Source organism: Elioraea thermophila (ex Habib et al. 2022) (genome assembly GCF_003336755.1).
Taxonomy (GTDB): domain Bacteria; phylum Pseudomonadota; class Alphaproteobacteria; order Acetobacterales; family Acetobacteraceae; genus Elioraea; species Elioraea thermophila.
In genome coordinates, this window is record NZ_KZ851831.1 from 141214 (window position 1) to 161690 (window position 20477).

Consider the following 20477-nt stretch of genomic DNA (forward strand, 5'->3'; position numbering starts at 1 on the left):
GGGCCGACGCGGGCGACAGGGGGCGGGCGCCCTGCGGCTAGAGTGAGAGCAGCTCGCGCACGTGGCGGGCGATCATGCGCTCCTCGTCGGTCGGCACCACCCAGACCGCGACCCGGCTCGCCTCCGTGCTGATCCGCCGCAGTCCACGCCCCTCGTTGGCCGCCTCGTCGAGCGCGACCCCGAGCCAAGCGAGCGGCGCGCAGACCTTGGCGCGAATGGGGGCGGCGTTCTCGCCGATGCCGGCGGTGAAGACGAGCGCATCGAGCCCCTCCAGGGCGGCGACGAGCGAGCCCACCTCGCGCACGATGCGATAACAGAACAGCTCGACTGCGAAACGGGCAGCGGGGTCCTCGGAAGCGAGCAGTACGCGCATGTCGGACGAAAGGCCCGATACGCCGAGCAGGCCGGAGCGCCGATACAGCACGTCCTCGATCGCGCGCGCGTCCATGCCGAGCTCGTCCATCAGGTAGAGCACCACACCGGGGTCGAGGGCGCCGGTGCGCGTGCCCATCATCAACCCGTCCACCGCCGTGAAGCCCATGGTGGAGGCGATGCTGCGCCCGCCGAGCAGCGCGCAGGCGGAGGCACCGTTGCCGAGATGGAGCACGATGGTGCGGCCCGCCGCGGCGCGCGGGTCGAGCTGCGGCAGGGTGCGCGCGATGTATTCGTAGGAGAGGCCGTGGAAGCCGTAGCGGCGCACGCCGCGGGCGGTGATCTCGGCCGGCAGGGCGAAGGCCTGGGCGAGATCGGGCGCGGTGCGATGGAAGGCGGTGTCGAAGCAGGCGACCTGAGGGAGGTCGGGCCGCTTTTCGGCGAGCAGCCTGATCGGCAGCAGGTTGTGCGGCTGATGGAGGGGGGCGAGCGGGACGAGGGCTTCGAGCGCGGCGATCAGGTCCGCGTCGATCCGCACCGGGGCAGCGTAGGTCGCGCCCCCGTGCACCACGCGGTGGCCGACCGCGCGCACCGTCATGCCGGGGACGTGTTCGCGCAGCCAGGCGAAGAGAAAGGCGAGCGCGCCGTCATGGCCCGGCGGATCATCCGACCACGCGTGCTCGCCCACCACCTCGCCCGCCGCGTTCTTCGCCCGGAACCGCGCCGTGCCGGAGAGCTCCTCGGCCAGGCCCGAGACGATGGGCGAGAGATCCTCGCCGAGTGCGAAGGCAGTGAACTTCAGGCTCGAGGAGCCGGCGTTGAGGACGAGGATGGCGTCGGGCACGGCACGACCTCCGCAATCGGCAGCGCCAGCGTTATGCGCGACGCGGCAGCCGGCGTTCTACCCGGCGGGCGAGGATTTCAGGGGTCTGTCGCCGTCGCGCGCAGCGGATGAGCGACCGGGCGGGCGCGCCAGTCGATGACGGGCGGCCGCCGCACCACGCCTGCGGCCGGCCGATCCCCGATCAGGAGAGGAGGCGTCGCACGCGGGCTGCGATCCGGCTCCGCAAGGAGGATTGCGCCTGCGACGGATCGCTTCCGGCCCAGGGGAAGTGACAGCAGATCAGGTGTCTGGCCGTGTCCATCGTGTCGCGCGCCTGCGGACCGCGGAGGCGATAGAACACCTCGCAGGCCGGCAGCGGATAGGTGGGCGACCAGGTCCAAACCCCCTCGCGGTGGTAGATGTCGCGGAACGCGGCGTAGGTGTCGGCATCGGTGGGGAGAAGGGGGGTCTGCGTGCCGAGCCGGTGCAAGTGGCGACGCATCAGCTGCAGGGTCTTGTTGCCGACGTAGCATGACACCCAGACGGCGAAGCCGAGCTCGCGGCTGGTCGCTTCCACGGCACGGAAGACCTGAACGTGCTCCTCGTGCCCGTACTCGCCCCAAGGGTTGTGCGTCACCACCGAATCGAAACCCTTGAGGGTGGCCCCGAAGTGCTGCACGAGGCGACGATAGTTGTCGCGATAGCGGCCCTCGTCGTAGCCGGCCATCGAGTAGGGACGCCGTTTCGTGGCGAGACCGAACGGCGTCTCCGCCGGTTCGGGCCACTGCGCGCTGGAAAACACCTCGGATTCGGAGAGGTCGAGGAAATCGATGCCCGGGTGGGGCAGGGCGGCGACGGCGGCGCGACGCCCGACGGACAAGGCCGGCCGAGAGGGAATGTCGCCGAAGCAGATGACCACCTTCTCCGCCTTGGCGACGAGCGAGCTCATCCACAGCACCTCGTCATCGGGGTGCGCCACGACGATGGCATACCGTCCGAACTCGTGCATCGAACCCCACCGATCTCCTGCTTGAATGCGCTGGTAACCGCCAAGCCTTACTCCGCTCTCCGTTCGGCCGGCGCAAGTCTCGTTCATCCTCGAGCGAGCGACGGAACCGCCCGCTGACAGCCGACGCCTTACCAGCCGCACGCGCCCCGCGCGCCAACAGTCGTCCCTCGCTTCGCTTAAGGAAGGTTTGATTGCGCAGAGCCCTGCGGGCCACGCCTCAGCCACGCCTGCGCTGCGTGGCACGCGCACAGCCGCGAAGCGGCGGAGGATGACGCACGAGACCGCGCTATGACGCGCCAAGGGCAGCCTAAACTCGCCCGCGTAAACGGTTCCGTTGCTTTTTAACGATAAAGAAACGGCCTTGCGGTTTGGCCCCAGGGCGAGGCACTGCCATGGCAACATATGACCAGGGTTTTTATGCGACGCAGGCCGATGGATCCTACCGTTCGGCCAGGGTCGTGCTCGCCCACCTTCGCGAGATCCTGCCTTTCGCCTCGGCCATCGATGTCGGCTGCGGCGCGGGCACCTGGGTGAAGGCGCTGCTCGAGTTGGGGGCCGAGGATGTGCTCGGCATCGATGGGGAGTACGCGCGATCCGTCCTGCGCATTCCCCATGAGCGTTTCCTCGCCCATGACCTGCGACAGCCCGTCAATCTCGACCGCCGCTTCGATCTCGCCCTCTCGCTCGAAGTGGCCGAACATCTCCCTGCCGAACGCGCGGCCGGCTTCGTTGCCGATCTCGTTTGCCTCGCCCCCGCCGTGCTCTTCTCCGCCGCCATCCCGCTGCAAGGCGGCACGAATCACGTCAACGAGCGCTGGCAGCACGAGTGGGCTCGGCTGTTCGCCGATCACGGCTACCGTCCCTTCGACGTCATCCGTCCGCGCGTGTGGACGGACGAGCGCGTCGAGCCCTGGTATCGGCAGAACACCCTGCTGTTCCTCACCCAGGGCCATCCGCAAACCGACCGGGTCGCGCAGGCGGAACGCGAGGGCCCGCGCCCGCTCTCCCTCGTCCACCCGAGCGTCTATCCGCTCGGCTACAACATCGACAATATCGTTCTGCTGGCGAAGATGATCTTCTGGTCCGTGGCGCGACGGACGCGGCGTCTGCGCGGGCGCCGGAAGCCGATGTCGGCGCGTGCCAACGAGACACGGTGAGCCCCCATGCACCTCACCGTCAGCGTCGTCGTGCCGACCTACAATCGCGCCGGCCTCATCGGCGAAACGCTCCAGCGCATCCTTGGCCAGAGCATGCCGCCGGCGGAGGTGATCGTGGTCGACGACGGGTCGACCGACGACACCGAGGCCGTGCTTGCCCGCTTCGGCGCACGCATTCGCGTGAAGCGGATCCCGAACTCGGGCGAGATCGCCGCCCGCAACCACGGCATCGGACTTGCTCGCGGCACACTGATCGCCTTCTGCGACTCGGACGACCTTTGGGAAGTCGACCACCTCGCGCGCATGGTGGCGCTGTGGCAGGCCGAGCCGCGTCTGACGGCGGCGTACGCCAATTTCCGCATCGTGCAAGTGAGCACGTGGCGGGAAAGGACGAAGTTCGACGATGCGCCCGAAGGCTATTGGCAGGCGCTGCGGCAAGTGGGCAATGAGGCCGGCGTGTTCGATCAGCCGATCGTCGATCGGCTGATCCGCTTCATGCCGTTCTTCCCCTCCGCCCTCGTCGTGCACGCTGAGCGCTTCCGCGCGCTCGGCGCCTGGGACGCTGCGGTGAACCGCTGGATGAGCCAGGACTTGGCGACCGCCTTTCGCCTCGCCGAGCACCCGCCGCTCGGCGTCGTGCTGGTGCCGACGGTGGGCATCCGCAAACACCCTGGGAACTTCTCCGCCGATGTGCAGAAGATGAACCTCGGCGATGCCCGCATCCTCGAGTACCTGCTCGCCACACGGCCATCCTTGGCCCCACATGCCGAGGCGATCCGTGGCTCCATCGTGCGCCGCCGCCTCGAGGCGCTCGAACTCGCTTTCGCCCGACGCGACTGGACGGGGCTACGCGAGATCCTCGCCCTGTTGCCGGCGGAAGCGGTGCGCGGCCGGCCTCGGCTGAAGGCGCGCATCGCGGCCGTCCCCGCCGTCCTGCGCGAACCGCTGGCGCGCGGGCTGCTCGCCCTTGGCACGGTGAAATCGACCCTGCTCGGCGGGCAACGCGCACGCTCGGACGCGCCGGGCTCCTCGGCGTGATCCGTCGCGGCCGTCCGACACCGCACGGCGCGGCCAGATGGCCGCAGAGGCGAACCGTGGCCGTGCTGACCGCCGGCACAGCGCTAAGGCGACAGCCGGATTGATACGGCAGGGGTTGACCGAGCTTACGCCCCATCCACGCCCGATTCAGGTCGGACGGGGCGGCTCGACCAGACCGATCATCGCCGCCAGCGAGCGGGCGAAATCGCGCGGCCGGATCAGATCGAGAAGGAAACCCATGCGTTGCGCGCAGCGCAGCACCGACAGGTACGGGCCGACACCGAAGCGCGAAGCATCATAGGCCATGTCCTTGAAGGTCCTGCGCATCGCGTCCTCGATCGCCTGCAGCCGCTCCGGCGGAACCTCGAGCGGCGGCGCGAGACGACCGGCGGCACGGGCACGCAAGCGGTCGAGCGCGATCACGAGACAAGGGTGGTATCTGATCCGCGGATCGCGCGAGAGGTTGTTGCCATGCTGACGCTTGCGCACGATGCGCCGACCGGAGACCACGACAGGACCGGCGAGGAAGAGGCGGATGAAAAAGTCGGTATCCTCGCAGTACCAAAGATCCTCCTGCAGCAAGCCGCAGTCGATCGCCGCCTCGCGCCGGAAAACGGTGGCCGAGGTGGCGAAGGGCGCACCGAGCAGGACGACGTGGAACAGCGCCTCCGTGGCGCGCCAGATGTCCGGCCCGACCGCTTCGCCGAACAGCGGCCTCAGCTGGTGGCGAACGTGCAGGTCCTCGACCAGTATGCCCGCCGGGCCGAAAATGGAGCCGTTGCCGAAAGCGAACACCGCCTCCGGCGCGGCCTCGAACATGGCGAGGCAGGTGGCGTGATGGTCGGGCTCGACGAGGTCGTCGGCGTCGAGCAGGGCGACGAGATCGGCATCGCTCGCGCGAATGCCCGTGTTGCGGGCGGCGGAGGGGCCGGGCGGGCCGGCATTCGCCAGCACGCGCACGGTCAGACGCGAGCCATGTGTGCGCGCCAGACGTTCCGCCACCTCGCGCGTACCGTCGGTCGAACGGTCGTCAACCACCCAGACCGTGTTCGCCGGTACGGTCTGCCGGGCGAGCGCCTCAAACGTCTCCTCAAGGAAACGCGCGGCGTTGTGCGCCGGAATGACGACGTCGAGCCGCGCGCGGGTCATCGGCCGATCGCGACGGCGGGGAGGACGCGCGCGTGGTGAATGCCGGCGCCGCCGCGGGAGCGCGACCGTTCCGCATCGTCATCGTCGGGCCCTTCTTCTGGCCGCAGCGCGAAGGTGTCGAGAAGGTGATGCTGTCGCACGCCCGCCATCTCGTCGCGCGCGGGCACGAGGTGCACGTGGTGACGAGCTTCCTGCAGTTCCCGCGCGGCGCGTTCGAGGGTCTTCCCGCCGAGGAGACGCACGAGGGGATCCGCATCCATCGGCTGAAGGTGCTCGTGCGCAAACCACACTGGCGTTTCTCCTATCTGAGCAACGGCGGGCTGATCATTCCCGGCTTGAGCCGCCTTCTCGCAGACTTGGACGCCGACATCTACCACGCGCATCAGATCGCGGCACCGGCCTGGGCCCACGCCGCCGCCTGGGTGGCCTGGCGCAAGGGCCGGAAGTTCTTCTATTCGCCACACTGGCACCCGAGCGAGGGGGAAGAGACCGCGTTCAGCGCCAGCATCGTGCGTGCGCTGAACCGGCTGCCGCTCGCCACGGCGCGTCGCATCTTCCACCTGACGAGCCGCGACTTCGCGGGTTTCGCCGCCGAATTTCCGCGCGCCGACCGCAGCCGCTTCGTCGTCCTCCACAACGGCGTCGAGCCGGCGCGCCCCTTGCCGCCGCGCGCGCCCGATGGGCGGTTCGAGATCCTGTTCGTCGGCCGGGTCGATTCCCCCATCAAGGGCTTCGATCTCCTGCGTGCCGCGTTCGCCGCCGCCCGGCGGGAGAATTGGCGGCTGACGGTGATCGGCCGGATTTCGGAGGAGACGAAGGCCTCGCTCGAGGCCGAATTCGGTACGGCGGTGCGCGTGCTCGGTCCGGTGGCGGAAGAGAGGCTCGAGCAGGCGTATGCGGCGGCGGACCTGTTCGTCATGCCCTCGCGCTACGAGGGCTTCGGCATGCCCTACATCGAGGCGATGCGCTACGGCTGCGCGGTGGTCGGCACGGCGGTCGGCGGCGTGCCCGAAGTGGTGCCCGAAGGTACGGGGATCCTCGTTCCGCCCGAGGATGTGCCGGCCCTCGCCAGCGCGCTGACCACGCTCGCCGACGATGCCGCGCTTCGCACCCGCCTCGGCGAAGCGGGGCGCGGTTGGGCGCAGCGTTTCCTCTGGCCGGCGATCATCGACCGGTTGGAGGAGGCCTATCGGACGGCCTGAGGGCCCGACGTCCCCGCCGCGTCGAGCCCCAATTCCGCCTCGACCAACGCGCACAACGCATGGCCGACCCCCGCATGCAGCTCCTGGATGCGCGCCGTTTCGCCGGCCGGCACCGCGATCAAGTGATCGCAGTGCTCCGCCATCGTGGCCGCCGACGCACCCGTCACGCCGATGGTGACGAGGCCCAATCTTTTCGCGGCGGAAAGGGCGGCGAGGACATTGGGCGACCGGCCGGAGGTCGAGATCGCCACCAGCACATCGCCCGGCCTGCCGAGCCCCTCGACCTGGCGGGCGAAAATATGCTCGAAGCCATAGTCGTTGCCGATGGCGGTCAGCGCCGAGGCGTCGGTGGTCAGCGCGATGGCGGCAAGCGCCCGCCGGTCGTTGCGAAAGCGGCCGACGAGTTCTGCCGCCCAGTGCTGGGCGTCGGCCGCCGACCCGCCATTGCCGCAGAACAGCACCTTGCCGCCCGAGCGCAGGGCATCCGCGATCGCGACCGCCGCCGCTGCGATCCGCGCGCACAGTTCGGTGTCGGACGCCATGGCGGCGAACAGGCGGGCGGTTTCGGCGAACTGCGTGGCCGCAAGCCCGGCGCGGTCTGTGATCTTGCCCATGCGAACCGACTCCACGATGTTGCAAAAAGTGCCGTGCCCCGTGCCATCGGGCGAGCCCGGTCGGGGCGGCGGCGGTGCGGCCTGCCCCGAAGTGCATGCCCACCGGACCGCGGCCGCACAACGCCGAGCACCCCCTGATGCCGAAGATCCCGAAAACCTTGCATCTCTGCTTCGGTCTCGCCCCGCGCAACCCCAACATCATGTGGGACCTCGCAGCGCATGTCTGCGTCCGGAGCGCGATCGAGCGGATACGCCCCGATCGCGTTCGCTTCTACACCAACTGGGAGCCGACCGGTCCGTGGTGGCGGCTGACCAGACCGCTGGTCGAGGTCGTCAAGACCGAGGCACCGACCGAGATCTTCGGTGTGCCGCTGCGGCACTACGCGCACCGTGCCGATGTCCTGCGCCTACAGGTGCTCCTCGAGCAGGGCGGTATCTATCTCGATAGCGACGTCTTCGTGCATCGCTCTTTCGATGACCTGCTCGACCATGACGTGGTCATCGGTCGCGAGGGGCACGGTGACAACTTCCGGGGTCTTTGCAACGCCGTCATCCTCGCCCGACCGGGCGCGCCCTTCCTTCGCCGATGGTACGAGAGCTACCGGAGTTTCCGTTCGGATGGGAAGGAGTTCTGGGCTGAACACTCGGTTTCCCTGCCGGCACGGCTGGCAGAGACCCATCCCGACGAGGTCACCGTGCTCCCGCATGACGCCTTCCACTGGCCTCTGCATACGCCGGAGGGGCTGGCCCAGATCTTCGGGCCGTGGCCGGGGCATGATCCGCGCAGCAGTTACGCCAATCACCTCTGGGCGTCGGCGGCACGGCGCTACCTCTGGGACCTCACGCCGGGCACGGTCCGGCGCGTGGACACGGCGTTTCACCGCTGGGCGCGGCCCTTCCTGGAAGACCTGCCGGACGAGTACGGCGCGCCCACCCTCGCCTTGCGGCTGCAACGCCGGCTGCGCCGGCTACGCCTCCGCTTCCTTGGCACCATGCGCCGGGCGGAGCCGGCGCGCTCCTGACGGTCTCGCGACAAGCCCAGGGTGTCGCCGCCGCCGGTGCGTCCGCGCAAGGGCTGCCGTGCCGCCTCGATGGTCTGCCGGCCCCAGCGATCGCGCGGCACGCGCAACGGCAGTTGCGGCTGGCGCCGACACGCGGACGAGCCCGACAACCTCGGGTAACCTCGCCGAAGAGAGACGGACGCAGGCGAAGGGGGGGGATTCGAACCGTGGCACGGGGCCTCGCGTCATCGTCCGCACCACATTCCGGCACGCCCGAGCCGCCGCCGGCGGCGTTGCGCGCGTCGGAATGGACTGCGTCCGCGTCTCTCGCTGAAGCCGCATGAGCGGGCGGAGCGAAACCGAGATCGTTCGGGTGACGGATTTTGCGACCGTTGCCCGAACCTGGCGGGAGATCGAAGCCCAGGCGGGGCCACTGCCCTTGTTCCGTCGCTGGACCTGGGTGGGCTGCCTCGCCGAGGAGCGCTTCGACGACCCTTGGCTCGTCACCGCGGCTGAGGGCGGGCGGCTGTGCGGTGCCGCCCTGTTCAACCGTCGCCGCGGCACGCTGTGGCTCGGCGAGAGCGGAGACCCCGTGCGCGATTCACCCTTCGTTGAGCACAACGGTCCCATTCTCGCCGCCGGGGCAGGGGCGGCGGTGGTGGAGGCGCTGTTCGCGGCGGCGTGGCGGGTTCCCGGCGTGGTCCGGCTGCGGCTGTCCGGCGTGACCGAGGCGTTGGGGCTGAAGGCAGGGGGCGTGACGGGCGAAACTCTGGTCAGACCCCTCTACTGGGTCGATCTCGCGGCGGTTCGGCGTGCGGACGACGCGCTCGCCCACGTCTCGGCTAACACGCGGGCGCAACTTCGCCGGGCTTGGCGTGCCTTCGAGGGAGAGAGCGTGCGCCTCGAGCGGCTCTCCGGCGAAACGGGGTTGGATGAGCTGATCGCAGCGCATCAGGCATGGTGGCGGGCGCGCGGGCAGCCGGGCGCCTTCGCCTCGCCCTTCATGCGCCGCTTCCATCACGCCTTGCTCGCGCGCGGCGAGGCCACGGGCGAGGTGCGGCTGAGGCTCCTGCGCGCGCCGGATGGGCGGCCGGCCGCTTGGCTCCACCTGCTGTGCAGCGGCGGGCATGTCGCCGCCTATCAATCCGCGATCGCCCTCGACGAGGACCTGCGGCGGCTCAAGCCCGGCTTGGTGGCGCATCTGCTCGCCATCGGCGAGGCGGCCGCCGAGGGCGCCGCGACCTACGACTTCCTGGCAGGCGAAGCGCGCTACAAGCGCAGCCTTTCGACGCATTCGGGATCGCTGCTCTGGACGGAGCGCGTGCGTCCCTGGTCGCTGGCCCATCTGCTTGCGCGGGCACGGCGGGGGTTCCGCGCGATCCTGACGGCCCGGCTGGGGCGGCCGGCGCGCGCCGTTGACGCGGGATGAACCCGGGTTTGACTTTGACAACGCGTGCCCATTCTGGGATAAATTTCCTGGCCACGGGCGACTTGTATCCGCCGCGGGGCGGTCGCTCGCCCCCCACCCAGGCTTTGATCGCCGCTCGGTCGGACGTGGCCACGCCTCGCCCCGCTCGCCTGACCACCCTAGACTGAAGAAGCGCATGACACCGCCCCAGGCTGTGTCGGACCCGATCCGTTTGGCCGGACCGGGCGGTTCGTGCGTTCAACACTGGAGCCCAGGATGACCCTCCTGCCAGCCCTGCCGATCCGCCTCGCCGTCCGCCGCCACCGCGGCAGCCCGCCGGCCGGGCCGTCGCTGAGCATCACCACGCCGCTCTCGCCGCAGCCGCCCGGCCGCCCGCTGGTCGTCTCCGGCACCTACGGCGGCACGGTGAACAGCCTCACCGTCGTCTGGCGACAAGGCCAGAACACCGTCGGCGCACCGGTCGAGGCCACCGCGGCGAACGGGCTGTGGAGTGCGGTTCTCACCACGCCGGCCGCGCTCGGCACCTACACGCTCCGCGCCACCCTCAACGGCGCCCTCACCGCCGACAGCGGGCCGATCACCATCGCGGAGGCCGCCCCGGACGTCGTCGCCACCTTGGGCTTCGAGGGGACCGGCCTGCCGGCAGGCACCATCGACCTGTTCGGCCACGCCTTCCCGGAGGGCGCGATTCCGGCCGGGGCGCCGGTCGTGCTGCGCACGCAAGGCAGCAGCACCTTGCACCGCACGCAGATCAACGTGTTGACCCGCTGGCCCGACCAGTCGGTGAAGACCGCCCTGTTCGCCGCTGAGCTGCCCGCCCTCGCCGACGGACAGCTGCTGACCGCGGAGCTCGTTTCCGGCGAGGCGCACCCCGACCCGGGACCCGGTCTCAATCTCGCCACCCTTCTCTCCGGGCGGACGGCGGTGGTGCGGACCTGGGCGCCTGGCGACACCACGACCCCGCTCTGGAGCTTCAACGTCGTGCAGGCGGCGCTTGCTTCGCAAGACCGTTGGCACAACGGTCCGCTTGCGGTCTCGACGCGGGTCGAGACGCCGGTGCCGGCGACGGCGGTACAGAACACGAGCGGACAGACCGGGCAGATCGCGTCCGTCCGGCTGGTCGTGGACGTCATCGCGACCAAGGACGGGTTCCTCGAACTCGACGTCTGCTTCTCCAACGACCGCGTATTCCACGCGCAGGGCGGGATCGCGCGCTTCGGCTACACGATCGAGATCGATGGCCAGATCGTTTACGACCAGCGGCCGGCGAGCGGCGCTGCCCGCGACCTTCTCATGTATTCGCAGTGGATCAGGCGTCGCGGCCGGAAGGCGGATGGAACGCTCCTTTCCGGCTGGGGCTCCTCGAACCGGCCGTTCTTCCGGCCTGACCTGGATGTGCTGGTCGCCTCCGGCGTGCAGCTGAACTATGACCGGTCTCGGCCGTTGGAACAGAACATCCCGGCTTGGGCAGCCGGTGTTCTGGCAAACGCGGCGCCCAGGCAGGCCGACCCCTACTGGAACTATTCGATTGCGCGGGCGGCCGGCGACGTCGGCGGGCGTCCGGAGATCGGCTATCGCACCTGGGCATGCGCGGCCTGGCTGCGCGACGGCGGCCGGGAGGCGGAAATCCTGGCGCACCGGGAATTCGAAGCGGCCTCGACGCGCGGCATTTATTATTACGACTGGGAGCTCGGTCGCTGGGTGAACTCGGTGGATTGGCCGAAGCTGTCGTATGCTGGCGCGTTCGCGGACCCGCCCGGCACGCCCAGACAAACCGCGCGCGGGCTGCCATCGAACCAGCGGCCCACCCACAACGTGACGGACCACATCACGGTCGATTTCGACCACCACGGATCATTCTACTTCACCCCGGCGCTGCTGGCCGGTCGGCGCCTCTGTTACGACGGGTTGGCGGCCAAGGTCTGCTGGTCGGTGGTGGCTTACCAGGACCGTGCGGACGGCGGGTTGCCCGTCCAATACGGTGGACCGAGTGCCTTCTGGCGCGACCTGGAACCCGATCACACCACGGGCAACGCCTGGGGGCCGCGCCCGTGGGACATGCAGGTGCGCGGCTTCGCCTGGAACCTGCGCGACATCGTCGATGCGGCGGCGATCCTGCCGGAGAACTACCCCAATCGCCTGTTCTACGACCGGACCGTCGAAGCGCACGTCAACGCGTATTACGTCGCGCGAAACGACATTTACGCGCGCATCGGCACTGAGCTCGGCCTGCCGATCCTGCACAAGCCGACGAATCACACGCCCGGCTTCATGTACTCCTTCATTTTCTTCGGCGCCATATCGGCGCTGCGCCAGGGCTTGGGCGGGCCGAACATGGCCTGGTTCGTGCGCGAATTGGCGCGCTTTCGCATCGGCAGCATCATGCATCCCGACTCGTCGTGGCGGAACGCCTGCATGGGCCGCGACATCCATGTGCGCGGCGCGACCGGTTGGGCAACCACCTGGGCGCAGGTGACGCAGTTCACCCAGGCGGCGATTGGCCTTCCGGACGAGGATCTGGTGAACAACACGGGCGAGGGCGACTGGCAGCGCAACGTGTTGGTCGGTCTCGGGTTGCTCGCGATCTACGGGCCGGACGAGGAGATCCGCGCGCAGGCGATGGACGCCCTCGTGTTCCTGCGGTCGGAGCGGGCGCGCGGGGTCGGAAACAACCCCCGCTATCGCCAGGATCTGTTCTTCGGCAGCTTCTTCCAATCGAACAGCGTGTTCCCGCCCGAGCTTCACCTCAGCTACGCGTCGGCGCCGACGATCCTGCCGAACCAGACGCTGTCGGTTCCGCTCGACGCCGAGGCCGGCACGCTGGTTGGACGCATCCAGGTCCGTGGGCCGTTCCCGCGCAATTCCGGAATTTCGCCGGGGCCGCAGGATGCCTTCGTGGTGGTGTCGCAGCCGGCCGGCAATCCATTTTCCGTCTCTCCGGGAGGCGTGGTGCGGGTGGCCAACCAGGCGGCTCTGGCGGCTCTCACCCCCGGCAACCATGCACTAAGCGTCTATTGCCGGACGTTCGAGCAGTGGCGGGTGATCGACCCGGCGATCGAGCATCGCAGTGCGACGGTGACGGTGACGGTGAACGTCACGGTGCAGGCGCCGTTCATTGCCGAGGTGACCTCGCCCTTCGTCGTCGGCAGCAACGCGCAGGTGGGCGCCTTCGTCGGGCAACTGACGCTCACCGGCACGCGGCCCTACACGGTGACGATCGTCGCCGGGGACCCGACGGGGCGCTTCGCGGTGGACAACACCGGCCGAGTCACTGTCGCCGCCAGCCTCGCCGACGAAACGCCCGGGTTGCGGAACCTCACTTTCCGGGTGACGGCACCCGGTGGCACGTTCGAGCGGGTCGTCGCCGTCAACATCCCGGGGCAGATTTTCCCGCCGGTGATCGCGCCGGGGCAGACGCTGAGCGTGCCGGAGGCCGAAGCGGCTGGCACGTTCCTGACGCCCGATTTGAGCATCTCCGGCTCCGCCCCCACCGAGCTGACCATCGTTTCCGGCAATACGGGAAGCCGTTTCGAGACGGTGCCGCCGAACCGCATCCGGACGACGCAGGTGCTGCGTCGGACGGATGCTGCGTCCTACACCTTACGCGTGCGGGCGGTGAACAGCGCGGGCTCTTCGGAAGAGAATGTCACGGTGAACGTGACCCCCATGGCTTGGGCGTGGGGCGCGCACAACATGGTCGTGCTCGGCGCCTATGACGTCTCGGCACGGCTGCGTCAGGGATATGCGGGTCCCCTGTTCCGCGCTCGCCGCGTCAGCGATGGCGTCGAACAGGATTTCGGCGCGGGTGCCTCCGGCGTCACGCCAGCCGAGGTCCAGGCTTTTGCCAATGGCGGGTTGGTGGAGTTGGCCGGGCTTTATGACCAGGGGCTGTTGGAGAACCACTTCCTGACGCCTTCGGCGCATGGCCGCCCGTTCCTGACCGACGCCAACGGCGTACCGCACACGTTGAACGGCCGTCTGGTGTTTCGCACCGAGGGTGCCCGCGGCCTGAAGCGAACCAACTTCGCCACGCTGCAGGCGACGGATTTCGGCGTTTGCGTCATCGCGAGACCCACCGCGTACTCGGGCGGGGGTCAGGAGCGGATCGTTTCCGTCTCTGCGGGCGATAACGCCGACGATGCGGCCGGTGCAACGTCGCTTCGGCTTGCCTTCATCAGCAGCCGAGCCATTGCCGCCCGTCAGTCCACCGAAAGTGCGGCCGTGTTCTCGGTGGCGACGAATACCACCTACTTCCTCGGCGCGATCACCAGCACCGAGCAGGATTGGCGCGTGCGCGCCTTGCACAACAACAATCTAGGCTTTGCGCTGGCCGGCAGTCAGTCTGCGATGAACCCGTTGGGGGCGGCGCGCATCGGCTACTACGTCGATAATGGACCGCAGGACCGGTGCCTGAACGGCTTCCTCGGGCCCGTGGTATTCGTCGCGTTCATCGACAAGACAACCGCTCTGCCGGCGCTGCGGTCCTGGATGATGAGCCGCTTCGGGCTCACCTGAGGCCGAGCCGCAAAGCATGGCGCGCCCGCGCAGCCGTCAAACCGCGCGGGCGCCGTCGATCCTTGCGATCCTGACCGCGATCGGGCTCGCCGCCGCCAGCCGATCGATCCCGGCGGCTCCCTGCCTCACCGAACCTGCCAAGGCATGCGGTGGAGAGGCCGCCGAAAGAACGTCGCCCACGGGCGGCTGAGCCTCCTTGTGCCGACGCCACGCGATCGCCCGCTTGCCGGCCCTCAAGGCAGCGACGCGCCTGTCCGCAGGGCCTCGATGAGGGGCACAGAGGCGCGGGCGAGAATTTGCTTGTGGAATCGATACGAGCCGATGAAGTGACCGAACCGCAGATCGGCGAGGTTGGTCGAGGCCGTGACGTTCGCGTAATCCGGATGGGGCAGCGCCACCGGATCGGGGCTGTTGGCGACGGCGAAATTGGACGCCACCTGCTCGGTTCCCCATTCGCGCCACTTGTCGTGCCCGACCAGGTCTTCCATCGTCGCGTGGAAGGTTTCGATGTCGGCACGGCGGAACCCGCCGCGCGCGAAGCCGGTGAAGCCTGCGGAGGCGCGCAAGTAGAAGAGGCGATCCGCTCCCGGGAAGCGGCTGAACGCCGCCTGCGCCACATCGACGATGTGCCTCGGCTCCCGCACATGCGCACGCACCCAGGCGGCGGCTTCGGCCATGGTCTGCAAGGGGATTCCCTCGCACAGGGTGAACGCGCGATTGGCCCGCACCGCCTCCCGCACCTCCGGGATGTCTCCCAAGGCCAAGGTGTCGGAGTCCATTTGGATCACGTAGTGTTCCGCCGACAGATCGAGGCAGGCGACGAGGCGTTCCCAGCAGCCGCCTCGTTGGCATCGGCCGACCGGAAGGGATGCGAGGTCACGAAACTCGGCGCCGCCACCGAGATGACGGAGGATCAAGTCGCGCATCTCCGGGGCAAGCGGACGATCAGGTATGACGACGAAACGTCCGTGGCCGAGCCTACGGTACAGGACTTTCGCCGCGACAAGGTACATCCGGAGATCTCGAGGGACGGCCACTAGGCTAACGATGCGAAGGGGCGAGTCGTTGATCGTGAGCGGCGGCGTGTCCTCGATGGCGTAGACCAGACGATTGTAGCGCCAGTACTGGAAGGCCCGGCGCAACCGATACAGCATGGCTCTCTCCGTCGTCGCTACGGCGGCCCGCCGAAGGTGCCGCCCGGCCCAGGCGATAACAGCCCGACGCGAAGAGGGCAAAGGGCCGACAGACGCCACCGCGCCCAAACTCGAACGCAGGCAGTACGTGACCAAGCGGTTGGCTGACGAGGGCCGTAACGCACGCGCATCGGTCCCCCGCAGGGACTCGCCTCGCTCGTGGCAACGACCGGGGGGGCAGCGCTCTGCTCCGCAGCCTCTTTGTTTGTCCGGGCCGCCGCATCGCCCGGGCGGATGCGCGTGTCGCCTCCGGATTGACGTCCGCACACGCGGCCGAATGACCCCGGCATGCGACTTTGCAGTTGCGCTGAGGCCACTTGCGATGCATGGAGCGCAGCTGGCCTTGCTCGAGATCAAGCGGGCGGATGTTGCGGTTCCGTGACTCCCTGCACGTTCGGTTCACGTCGTGCCTCGGCCGGCTTCTCGGCCGACCGCGCGCGGTGGCCGTCGCACGACACTGCGCCGGCAACCGAGTCGCACCTCGCCGTCTCTACTGCTTCCCGCGGTGTCCCTCGGCGTACCTACCGCGACATCAGGAGTTCCTTTAGCGTTTGAATTTATCGTGTCTGTGTGTTCCAACGTTCCAACGCTGCGCCGGCTCTCGGCTCAGTTCGCTCCAGGTGGCTTTGCCACGGACAGACAACGGCGCCTATTCAGGCAGTCAGCATGACACCGACCAACGCCGTCTGCCCCGTCGTCACCATGCTGCCAGAGTGGGTCGATGAGGCTGTGCTGCCGGACCACGACTGGCTCGATGCTCCCCCAAGCCCTCGTCGCGCTCAACAAGGCGGCGCGCCTTCATCCGATCTCAGATCCGTGACCCTGGGCAGCAGCCTCAGCCTCTCTTGGCGGTGCGTTCGTCACTCATGGCCGAGCCGCCCCGGGCTCCGTCACCAAGCGTCCAGCCAGTGGGGCGCGCCCGGCGCCGGCAAGCCGCGACGGTGACAGCCCGACGATGAGGGAAACGACACGGCCGGTTCGCGTGCTGTTCGCGCATCTCGGCGAAGAGGCGCTGCGGGGCAGCGAACACGTCGTTCTCACCCTGCTCGCCCATCTCGACCCCGCGCGGTACCGGCTCACCGTGTGGTCGAATTCGCGCGCCCTCGTCGAAGCCTGTCGGCCGTTCGGCGTTCGCGCGGAACATGATCGCTTCGGCTTCTTCCTCATGCCCGGCGCGCCGTTCCATCCGAGGCGATATTGGCGCCAGTTCACGAGAGCTCGGCAGCTCCTGCGCGAGGAGAGCATCGACCTCGTCCACGCGCACAACCTTCCGGTCCTGCAATGGGTCTATCCGGCGGTGCTGCTGGCCGGCGTGCCGGTGATCGGCCACATCCATTTCGAAGAAAGCCGTCGCGGTCGCTACCGCTTTCTCGCCCATGCCGCCGACCTGCTGCTTGCCGTCTCCTTCGCCGTCGCTCGCCCCTATCTCGAGGAGGATGGGCTGGACCCAGCCCGGCTCCGGGTCGTCTACAACGGTATCGATCCGAACCGCTTCCGCTGCACCGACCCCTCCGTCTTGCGCACGCAGCTCGGCCTGCCGTCCGATGCCGTGATCGTCGGCAGCGTCGGTTCGTTGATTCCGCGCAAGGGCCATGACCTCTTGGTCCGCGCCGTCCATCGGCTCGCGGGCGAATTCGCCGATCTGCACCTGGTCATCGCGGGAGAGGGCCCGGAACGACCCGCCCTCGAAACCCTGGCGCGCGAGCTCGGCATCAACGACCGCGTCCACCTGATGGGTTCACTCGACGATCCTTCACCCGTCTACGCCGGCTGCGACGTCTTTGCCCTCGCATCGCGATCGGAGGCGTTCGGCCTCGTCCTCGTCGAGGCGTCCCTGTTCGGCAAGCCGCTGATCGCGACCGACTCCGGCGGCATGGCGGAGGTGGTGCACGACGGCGAAGCCGGTTTTGTCGTGCCAACAGAGGACGGGGAAGCACTTGTTCGCGCGATGCGCACACTGCTGGCAGATCCCGCCTTGCGGCAGCGCCTTGGCCAAGCCGCGGCGGCGCACGCGCGCAGCCGTTTCAGCGTCGAGGCGATGGTCTCCGGTATCGAGCGAGCCTACGCCGACGTGCTCGGCGCCGACCCGACGCTCGCTGGCGGCGTGCGCGCGCTCTGGCGCAAGCGTGGCCCCTATCTGCGCGCCCTGCGCGGGCCGCGCGGCCCCTCCTGAGCATGGCGGAACGCCGGTGCCTCCGGCGGCTTGCACTGTGACGCGCGACGAGATCGCGGGGGAGCCGAAGGCCGGTGAGGCGAGGCGGCGGGCGCTCTGCCTGCTGGTCGCGCACACCTTCCCTCCGCTGCTCGGCGGATCGGCCGCTGTTTACGAAGCGCTCGCCCGCCATGCGAACGGCGCCATCGCCGTGCTGACGTCGCGGCGCGATCACCGCACAGGGGAGGAGCGGCCGGGCTGGCGGGAGGCGGATCGGTCGGTCCCCTACGCCGTGCATCGGCTCGACCTCGTTCGGCCGCCCCTCGGCGGCCGGCTGTCAGCCACCCTCGCCTGGGCGCCGCGGGCGACCCTGCTCGCCGCCAGCGTTGCGCGGCTGGCGCGGCGGCACGGGGTCTCTGCGGTGTGCGTGTGCGATGACGAGACGGTGGGCTGGCTCGTCCCGTTCGTGCGCCGCGCCATGGGGCTTCGCGCCCTCGTCTACTGCCACGGCGACGACCTGGTGCAGACGGATCCGCGCGCCGTCGCTCGCCGAAGCCGGCATCTCGCAGCCGCCCATGCCGTCGTCGCCGCCTCCGCCTTCGCCGCTCGGCGGCTGGAGGCGGCCTATGGCGTGCCGCGCGACCGCATCGTGTTGTTGCCGAACGGGGTCGATCTCGACCGCTTTTGCCCCGGCCCGCCGGACGGCGCGCTCGCCGCGGCCCTCGGCATGGTCGGGCGCCGGGTGATCCTCGCCGCAACCAGGCTCGTGCCCCGCAAGGGGGTGGATCGGCTGATTGCTGCCCTGCCCGCCGTTCTCGCCCGAGTGCCGAATGCCGCGCTGCTGATCGCCGGCGAGGGTCCGCAAAGGCCCGCCCTCGAGGCGCAGGTGCAGGGCTTGCCGGTGCGTTTCCTCGGCGCGGTGCCGCCCGAGCGGATGCCCGCCCTTCATCGCCTCGCCGAGGTCGTCGTGTTGCCGAATCGGGAGGAGCCAGGTGAGGTCGACGGCATCCCGATGACGGTGCTGGAGGCCCAAGCCTGCGGGCGGCCGGTGATCGGCGGCCGTGCCGGAGGGACGCCGGAAGCGATCGCGGACGGCGAGACCGGGCTCGTTGTCGATGGCGAGGATACCTTCGCGATCGCCGCCGCGGTGATCCGCGTGCTCACCGACCACGCCCTGGCTGCCCGCCTCGCAGCTGGGGCCCTTGCGGTTTCATCGAGCCGCGATTGGCGTGCCCGAACGCGAAGCTTCCTCGACCTCTGCACCGCTTCGGCCAAGGGCTCCGCTCAGCCGCCGCCAGCCGCTTCGCGCGATTGAGCGGGACCAGGTGCAGGCTGCAAGCGCAGCAGGTCGATGCGGTGGAAGGGGACCGTCTCGACCACGACATGGCTTGCGCCGAGCGCCCGCACAACCTCGGCGCGCGGCACGCGGTCGTGCCACGGTGCCGAAACGAGCCAGACCGCGCGGCCCGTCGCCTCCGCCACGGCGCCGCGCAGCGCCACCTCGTTGCCAATCAGCCGTGCGCGCGGAACGGCGGTGGGCGAATAGAAGTGGATCAGTTCCGGCACGCCGAGCGCGGCAGGGGCGAGGACAAGATCATCCTCGCCAAGGCGCGCCGACAGGTGGCTGCGGAGCCCCCGCCAGTCCGGCCGCTGCCAGACGACATGGTGCCCGTAGAGCCCGACCAGCAGGACGGCGCCCAAACCGGCGGCAACCGGGATGCGGAGCCGGCCCGCGACGCCGAACACGCCGTGCGCGAGGACGATGGCGAGCGGGATCAGCGTCCACAGGTGGGTGCGCAGAATGAACACGGGCCGGAACAGGACGCTTGCCGTGAGCGACAGCAGGAACGGCAGGACGAGGCAGCAGACGCGGAAGGCGAGAGCGAGCAGGTCCTTGCGCAGGGTCCACACGCCGACGATCGCGACCCCCGCCACCGCCGCCGCGGCGGCGGCGCCGCCCGGAATGCCGAACAGCACCGACACCTTCTGGCCGAGCAGGCTGCCGATCACCTCCGCCACCACGCGCAAGGACGGTTGCGGAAACCACCAGTCCCCGTGCACCGCCGCATTGGCGACCAAACGCAAGGCCATCGGCGCCCAAGCCAGCAACCCCGCGGCGAGCGCCGCGCAGCCGACCAGCAGCGGGCGGAGGGCGACGGCCGGAAAGCCGGCGACGGCCCAGCCGATCAGCATCGACAGGCCGCAGCAGGGGATCAGCAGGGCGCCCATCATCTGCGTGAACACCGCCCCCGTGGCGGCGAAGGCGAACAGCAGCGCGCCTCGCGTCGCGCGCCGACGATCCTGGCCAAACCGGGCGAACTCGACCGCCCCCAGCATCGCCACCGCCGCGATGAACACGAGCAGGGCATACATCCGCCCTTCGCCGCTGTACTGGATGTGCAGCGGGAACAGCGCGAACAGCAGCCCGGAAACGAGCGCGCGGCGGTCATCGCCGAAGCGGCGGCCGATCGCCACCACGAGCGGGATGGTCGCCACGGCGAACACGACGGAGAGGGAGCGGATCGTCCACTCGCTCACCCCGAACAGCACCAGCCAGCCGGCGAGCAGGGCATAGTAGAGTGGCGGATGGATGTCCCCGAACAAAAGCGTCCAAAATGACGCGCCAGGCTCGGCGAACTTCAGGCTGAAGCCTTCGTCGATCCAGAGCGAGGTCGCCGTCAGGCCGTAAAGGCGCAGCGCGGCGGCGACCACCATCAGCCCGGCGGTGGCGAGCCAGGGAAAACCGGATGGTGCCACCGCGAACGGCGCCGTGACGGCGCCACCCACCGAATGTAGTCGCATGATCACATCTCCTCACCGCTC

The 20477-nt window shown here is 69.4% G+C and carries 14 protein-coding genes; 8 read left to right on the top strand and 6 right to left on the bottom strand.

Features of this window, described 5'->3' with window-relative positions; genetic code table 11:
• Window positions 1-37: 37 nt before the first annotated feature.
• Together DWB05_RS00640 and DWB05_RS00645 are read right to left on the bottom strand one after the other, a co-directional pair.
• Entirely contained in the window at window positions 38-1216 is a 1179-nt protein-coding gene (locus tag DWB05_RS00640) for an acetate/propionate family kinase (protein WP_114373941.1), read from the bottom strand.
• A 181-nt stretch (window positions 1217-1397) separates the two neighbouring features.
• Window positions 1398-2204 (bottom strand): PIG-L deacetylase family protein, encoded by an 807-nt coding sequence (locus DWB05_RS00645; protein WP_114373944.1) that lies wholly within the window; start codon window positions 2202-2204, stop codon window positions 1398-1400.
• A gap of 392 nt (window positions 2205-2596) precedes the next feature.
• Here DWB05_RS00645 and DWB05_RS00650 point away from each other — a divergent pair, with 392 nt between their 5' ends.
• Both DWB05_RS00650 and DWB05_RS00655 read left to right on the top strand, forming a co-directional pair.
• Window positions 2597-3361: a class I SAM-dependent methyltransferase gene (locus tag DWB05_RS00650; RefSeq protein WP_114373947.1), complete on the top strand. Its 765-nt coding sequence runs from the start codon at window positions 2597-2599 to the stop codon at window positions 3359-3361.
• 6 nt (window positions 3362-3367) lie between these two features.
• Window positions 3368-4399, top strand: a complete 1032-nt coding sequence (locus DWB05_RS00655; protein WP_114373950.1) for a glycosyltransferase family 2 protein — start codon at window positions 3368-3370, stop codon at window positions 4397-4399.
• Between the two features lie 147 nt (window positions 4400-4546).
• Here the strand turns inward: DWB05_RS00655 and DWB05_RS00660 are convergent, their stop codons facing one another.
• Window positions 4547-5548: a glycosyltransferase family 2 protein gene (locus DWB05_RS00660; protein WP_114373953.1), complete on the bottom strand. Its 1002-nt coding sequence runs from the start codon at window positions 5546-5548 to the stop codon at window positions 4547-4549.
• A 32-nt stretch (window positions 5549-5580) separates the two neighbouring features.
• Between DWB05_RS00660 and DWB05_RS00665 the strand changes: the two genes are divergently transcribed.
• The gene (locus DWB05_RS00665) at window positions 5581-6750 is read left to right on the top strand and encodes a glycosyltransferase family 4 protein (protein WP_114373955.1); all 1170 of its coding nucleotides are present in this window, start codon (window positions 5581-5583) and stop codon (window positions 6748-6750) included.
• Here DWB05_RS00665 and DWB05_RS00670 read toward each other — a convergent pair.
• Window positions 6735-7364, bottom strand: coding sequence for a D-sedoheptulose 7-phosphate isomerase (locus DWB05_RS00670; protein WP_408608456.1), 630 nt, complete (start codon window positions 7362-7364; stop codon window positions 6735-6737). The genes DWB05_RS00665 and DWB05_RS00670 overlap by 16 nt on opposite strands.
• Window positions 7365-7501: 137 nt before the next feature.
• Here DWB05_RS00670 and DWB05_RS00675 point away from each other — a divergent pair, with 137 nt between their 5' ends.
• The 3 genes from DWB05_RS00675 (at window position 7502) to DWB05_RS00685 (ending at window position 14309) form a co-directional block, all read left to right on the top strand.
• Entirely contained in the window at window positions 7502-8386 is an 885-nt protein-coding gene (locus tag DWB05_RS00675; RefSeq protein ID WP_198669012.1) for a glycosyltransferase family 32 protein, read from the top strand.
• Window positions 8387-8705: 319 nt separating this feature from the next.
• The gene (locus tag DWB05_RS00680) at window positions 8706-9794 is read left to right on the top strand and encodes a GNAT family N-acetyltransferase (protein ID WP_114373959.1); all 1089 of its coding nucleotides are present in this window, start codon (window positions 8706-8708) and stop codon (window positions 9792-9794) included.
• Window positions 9795-10199: 405 nt separating this feature from the next.
• On the top strand, window positions 10200-14309 hold the full coding sequence (locus DWB05_RS00685; protein WP_157967013.1) for a hypothetical protein: 4110 nt from the start codon (window positions 10200-10202) through the stop codon (window positions 14307-14309).
• A gap of 233 nt (window positions 14310-14542) precedes the next feature.
• On the opposite strand, the gene DWB05_RS00690 is transcribed toward DWB05_RS00685, so the two are convergent.
• Entirely contained in the window at window positions 14543-15463 is a 921-nt protein-coding gene (locus DWB05_RS00690; protein WP_114373965.1) for a hypothetical protein, read from the bottom strand.
• Between the two features lie 994 nt (window positions 15464-16457).
• Here DWB05_RS00690 and DWB05_RS00695 point away from each other — a divergent pair.
• Window positions 16458-17675: a glycosyltransferase family 4 protein gene (locus DWB05_RS00695; protein ID WP_114373968.1), complete on the top strand. Its 1218-nt coding sequence runs from the start codon at window positions 16458-16460 to the stop codon at window positions 17673-17675.
• A 37-nt stretch (window positions 17676-17712) separates the two neighbouring features.
• Window positions 17713-18969: a glycosyltransferase family 4 protein gene (locus DWB05_RS00700; RefSeq protein ID WP_198669013.1), complete on the top strand. Its 1257-nt coding sequence runs from the start codon at window positions 17713-17715 to the stop codon at window positions 18967-18969.
• Here the strand turns inward: DWB05_RS00700 and DWB05_RS00705 are convergent.
• Window positions 18939-20456, bottom strand: a complete 1518-nt coding sequence (locus tag DWB05_RS00705) for a glycosyltransferase family 39 protein (protein WP_114373974.1) — start codon at window positions 20454-20456, stop codon at window positions 18939-18941. The genes DWB05_RS00700 and DWB05_RS00705 overlap by 31 nt on opposite strands.
• Between the last annotated feature and the right edge of the window lie 21 nt (window positions 20457-20477).

Bases quoted from the DNA above. Each gene is read 5' to 3' on its own strand.
- DWB05_RS00675 (WP_198669012.1), top strand. From the start codon at position 7,502: ATGCCGAAGATCCCGAAAACCTTGCATCTCTGCTTCGGTCTCGCCCCG.
- DWB05_RS00650 (WP_114373947.1), top strand. From the start codon at position 2,597: ATGGCAACATATGACCAGGGTTTTTATGCGACGCAGGCCGATGGATCC.
- DWB05_RS00705 (WP_114373974.1), bottom strand. From the start codon at position 20,456: ATGCGACTACATTCGGTGGGTGGCGCCGTCACGGCGCCGTTCGCGGTG.
- DWB05_RS00680 (WP_114373959.1), top strand. From the start codon at position 8,706: ATGAGCGGGCGGAGCGAAACCGAGATCGTTCGGGTGACGGATTTTGCG.
- DWB05_RS00655 (WP_114373950.1), top strand. From the start codon at position 3,368: ATGCACCTCACCGTCAGCGTCGTCGTGCCGACCTACAATCGCGCCGGC.
- DWB05_RS00645 (WP_114373944.1), bottom strand. From the start codon at position 2,204: ATGCACGAGTTCGGACGGTATGCCATCGTCGTGGCGCACCCCGATGAC.
- DWB05_RS00690 (WP_114373965.1), bottom strand. From the start codon at position 15,463: ATGCTGTATCGGTTGCGCCGGGCCTTCCAGTACTGGCGCTACAATCGT.
- DWB05_RS00670 (WP_408608456.1), bottom strand. From the start codon at position 7,364: ATGGGCAAGATCACAGACCGCGCCGGGCTTGCGGCCACGCAGTTCGCC.
- DWB05_RS00660 (WP_114373953.1), bottom strand. From the start codon at position 5,548: ATGACCCGCGCGCGGCTCGACGTCGTCATTCCGGCGCACAACGCCGCG.
- DWB05_RS00695 (WP_114373968.1), top strand. From the start codon at position 16,458: ATGAGGGAAACGACACGGCCGGTTCGCGTGCTGTTCGCGCATCTCGGC.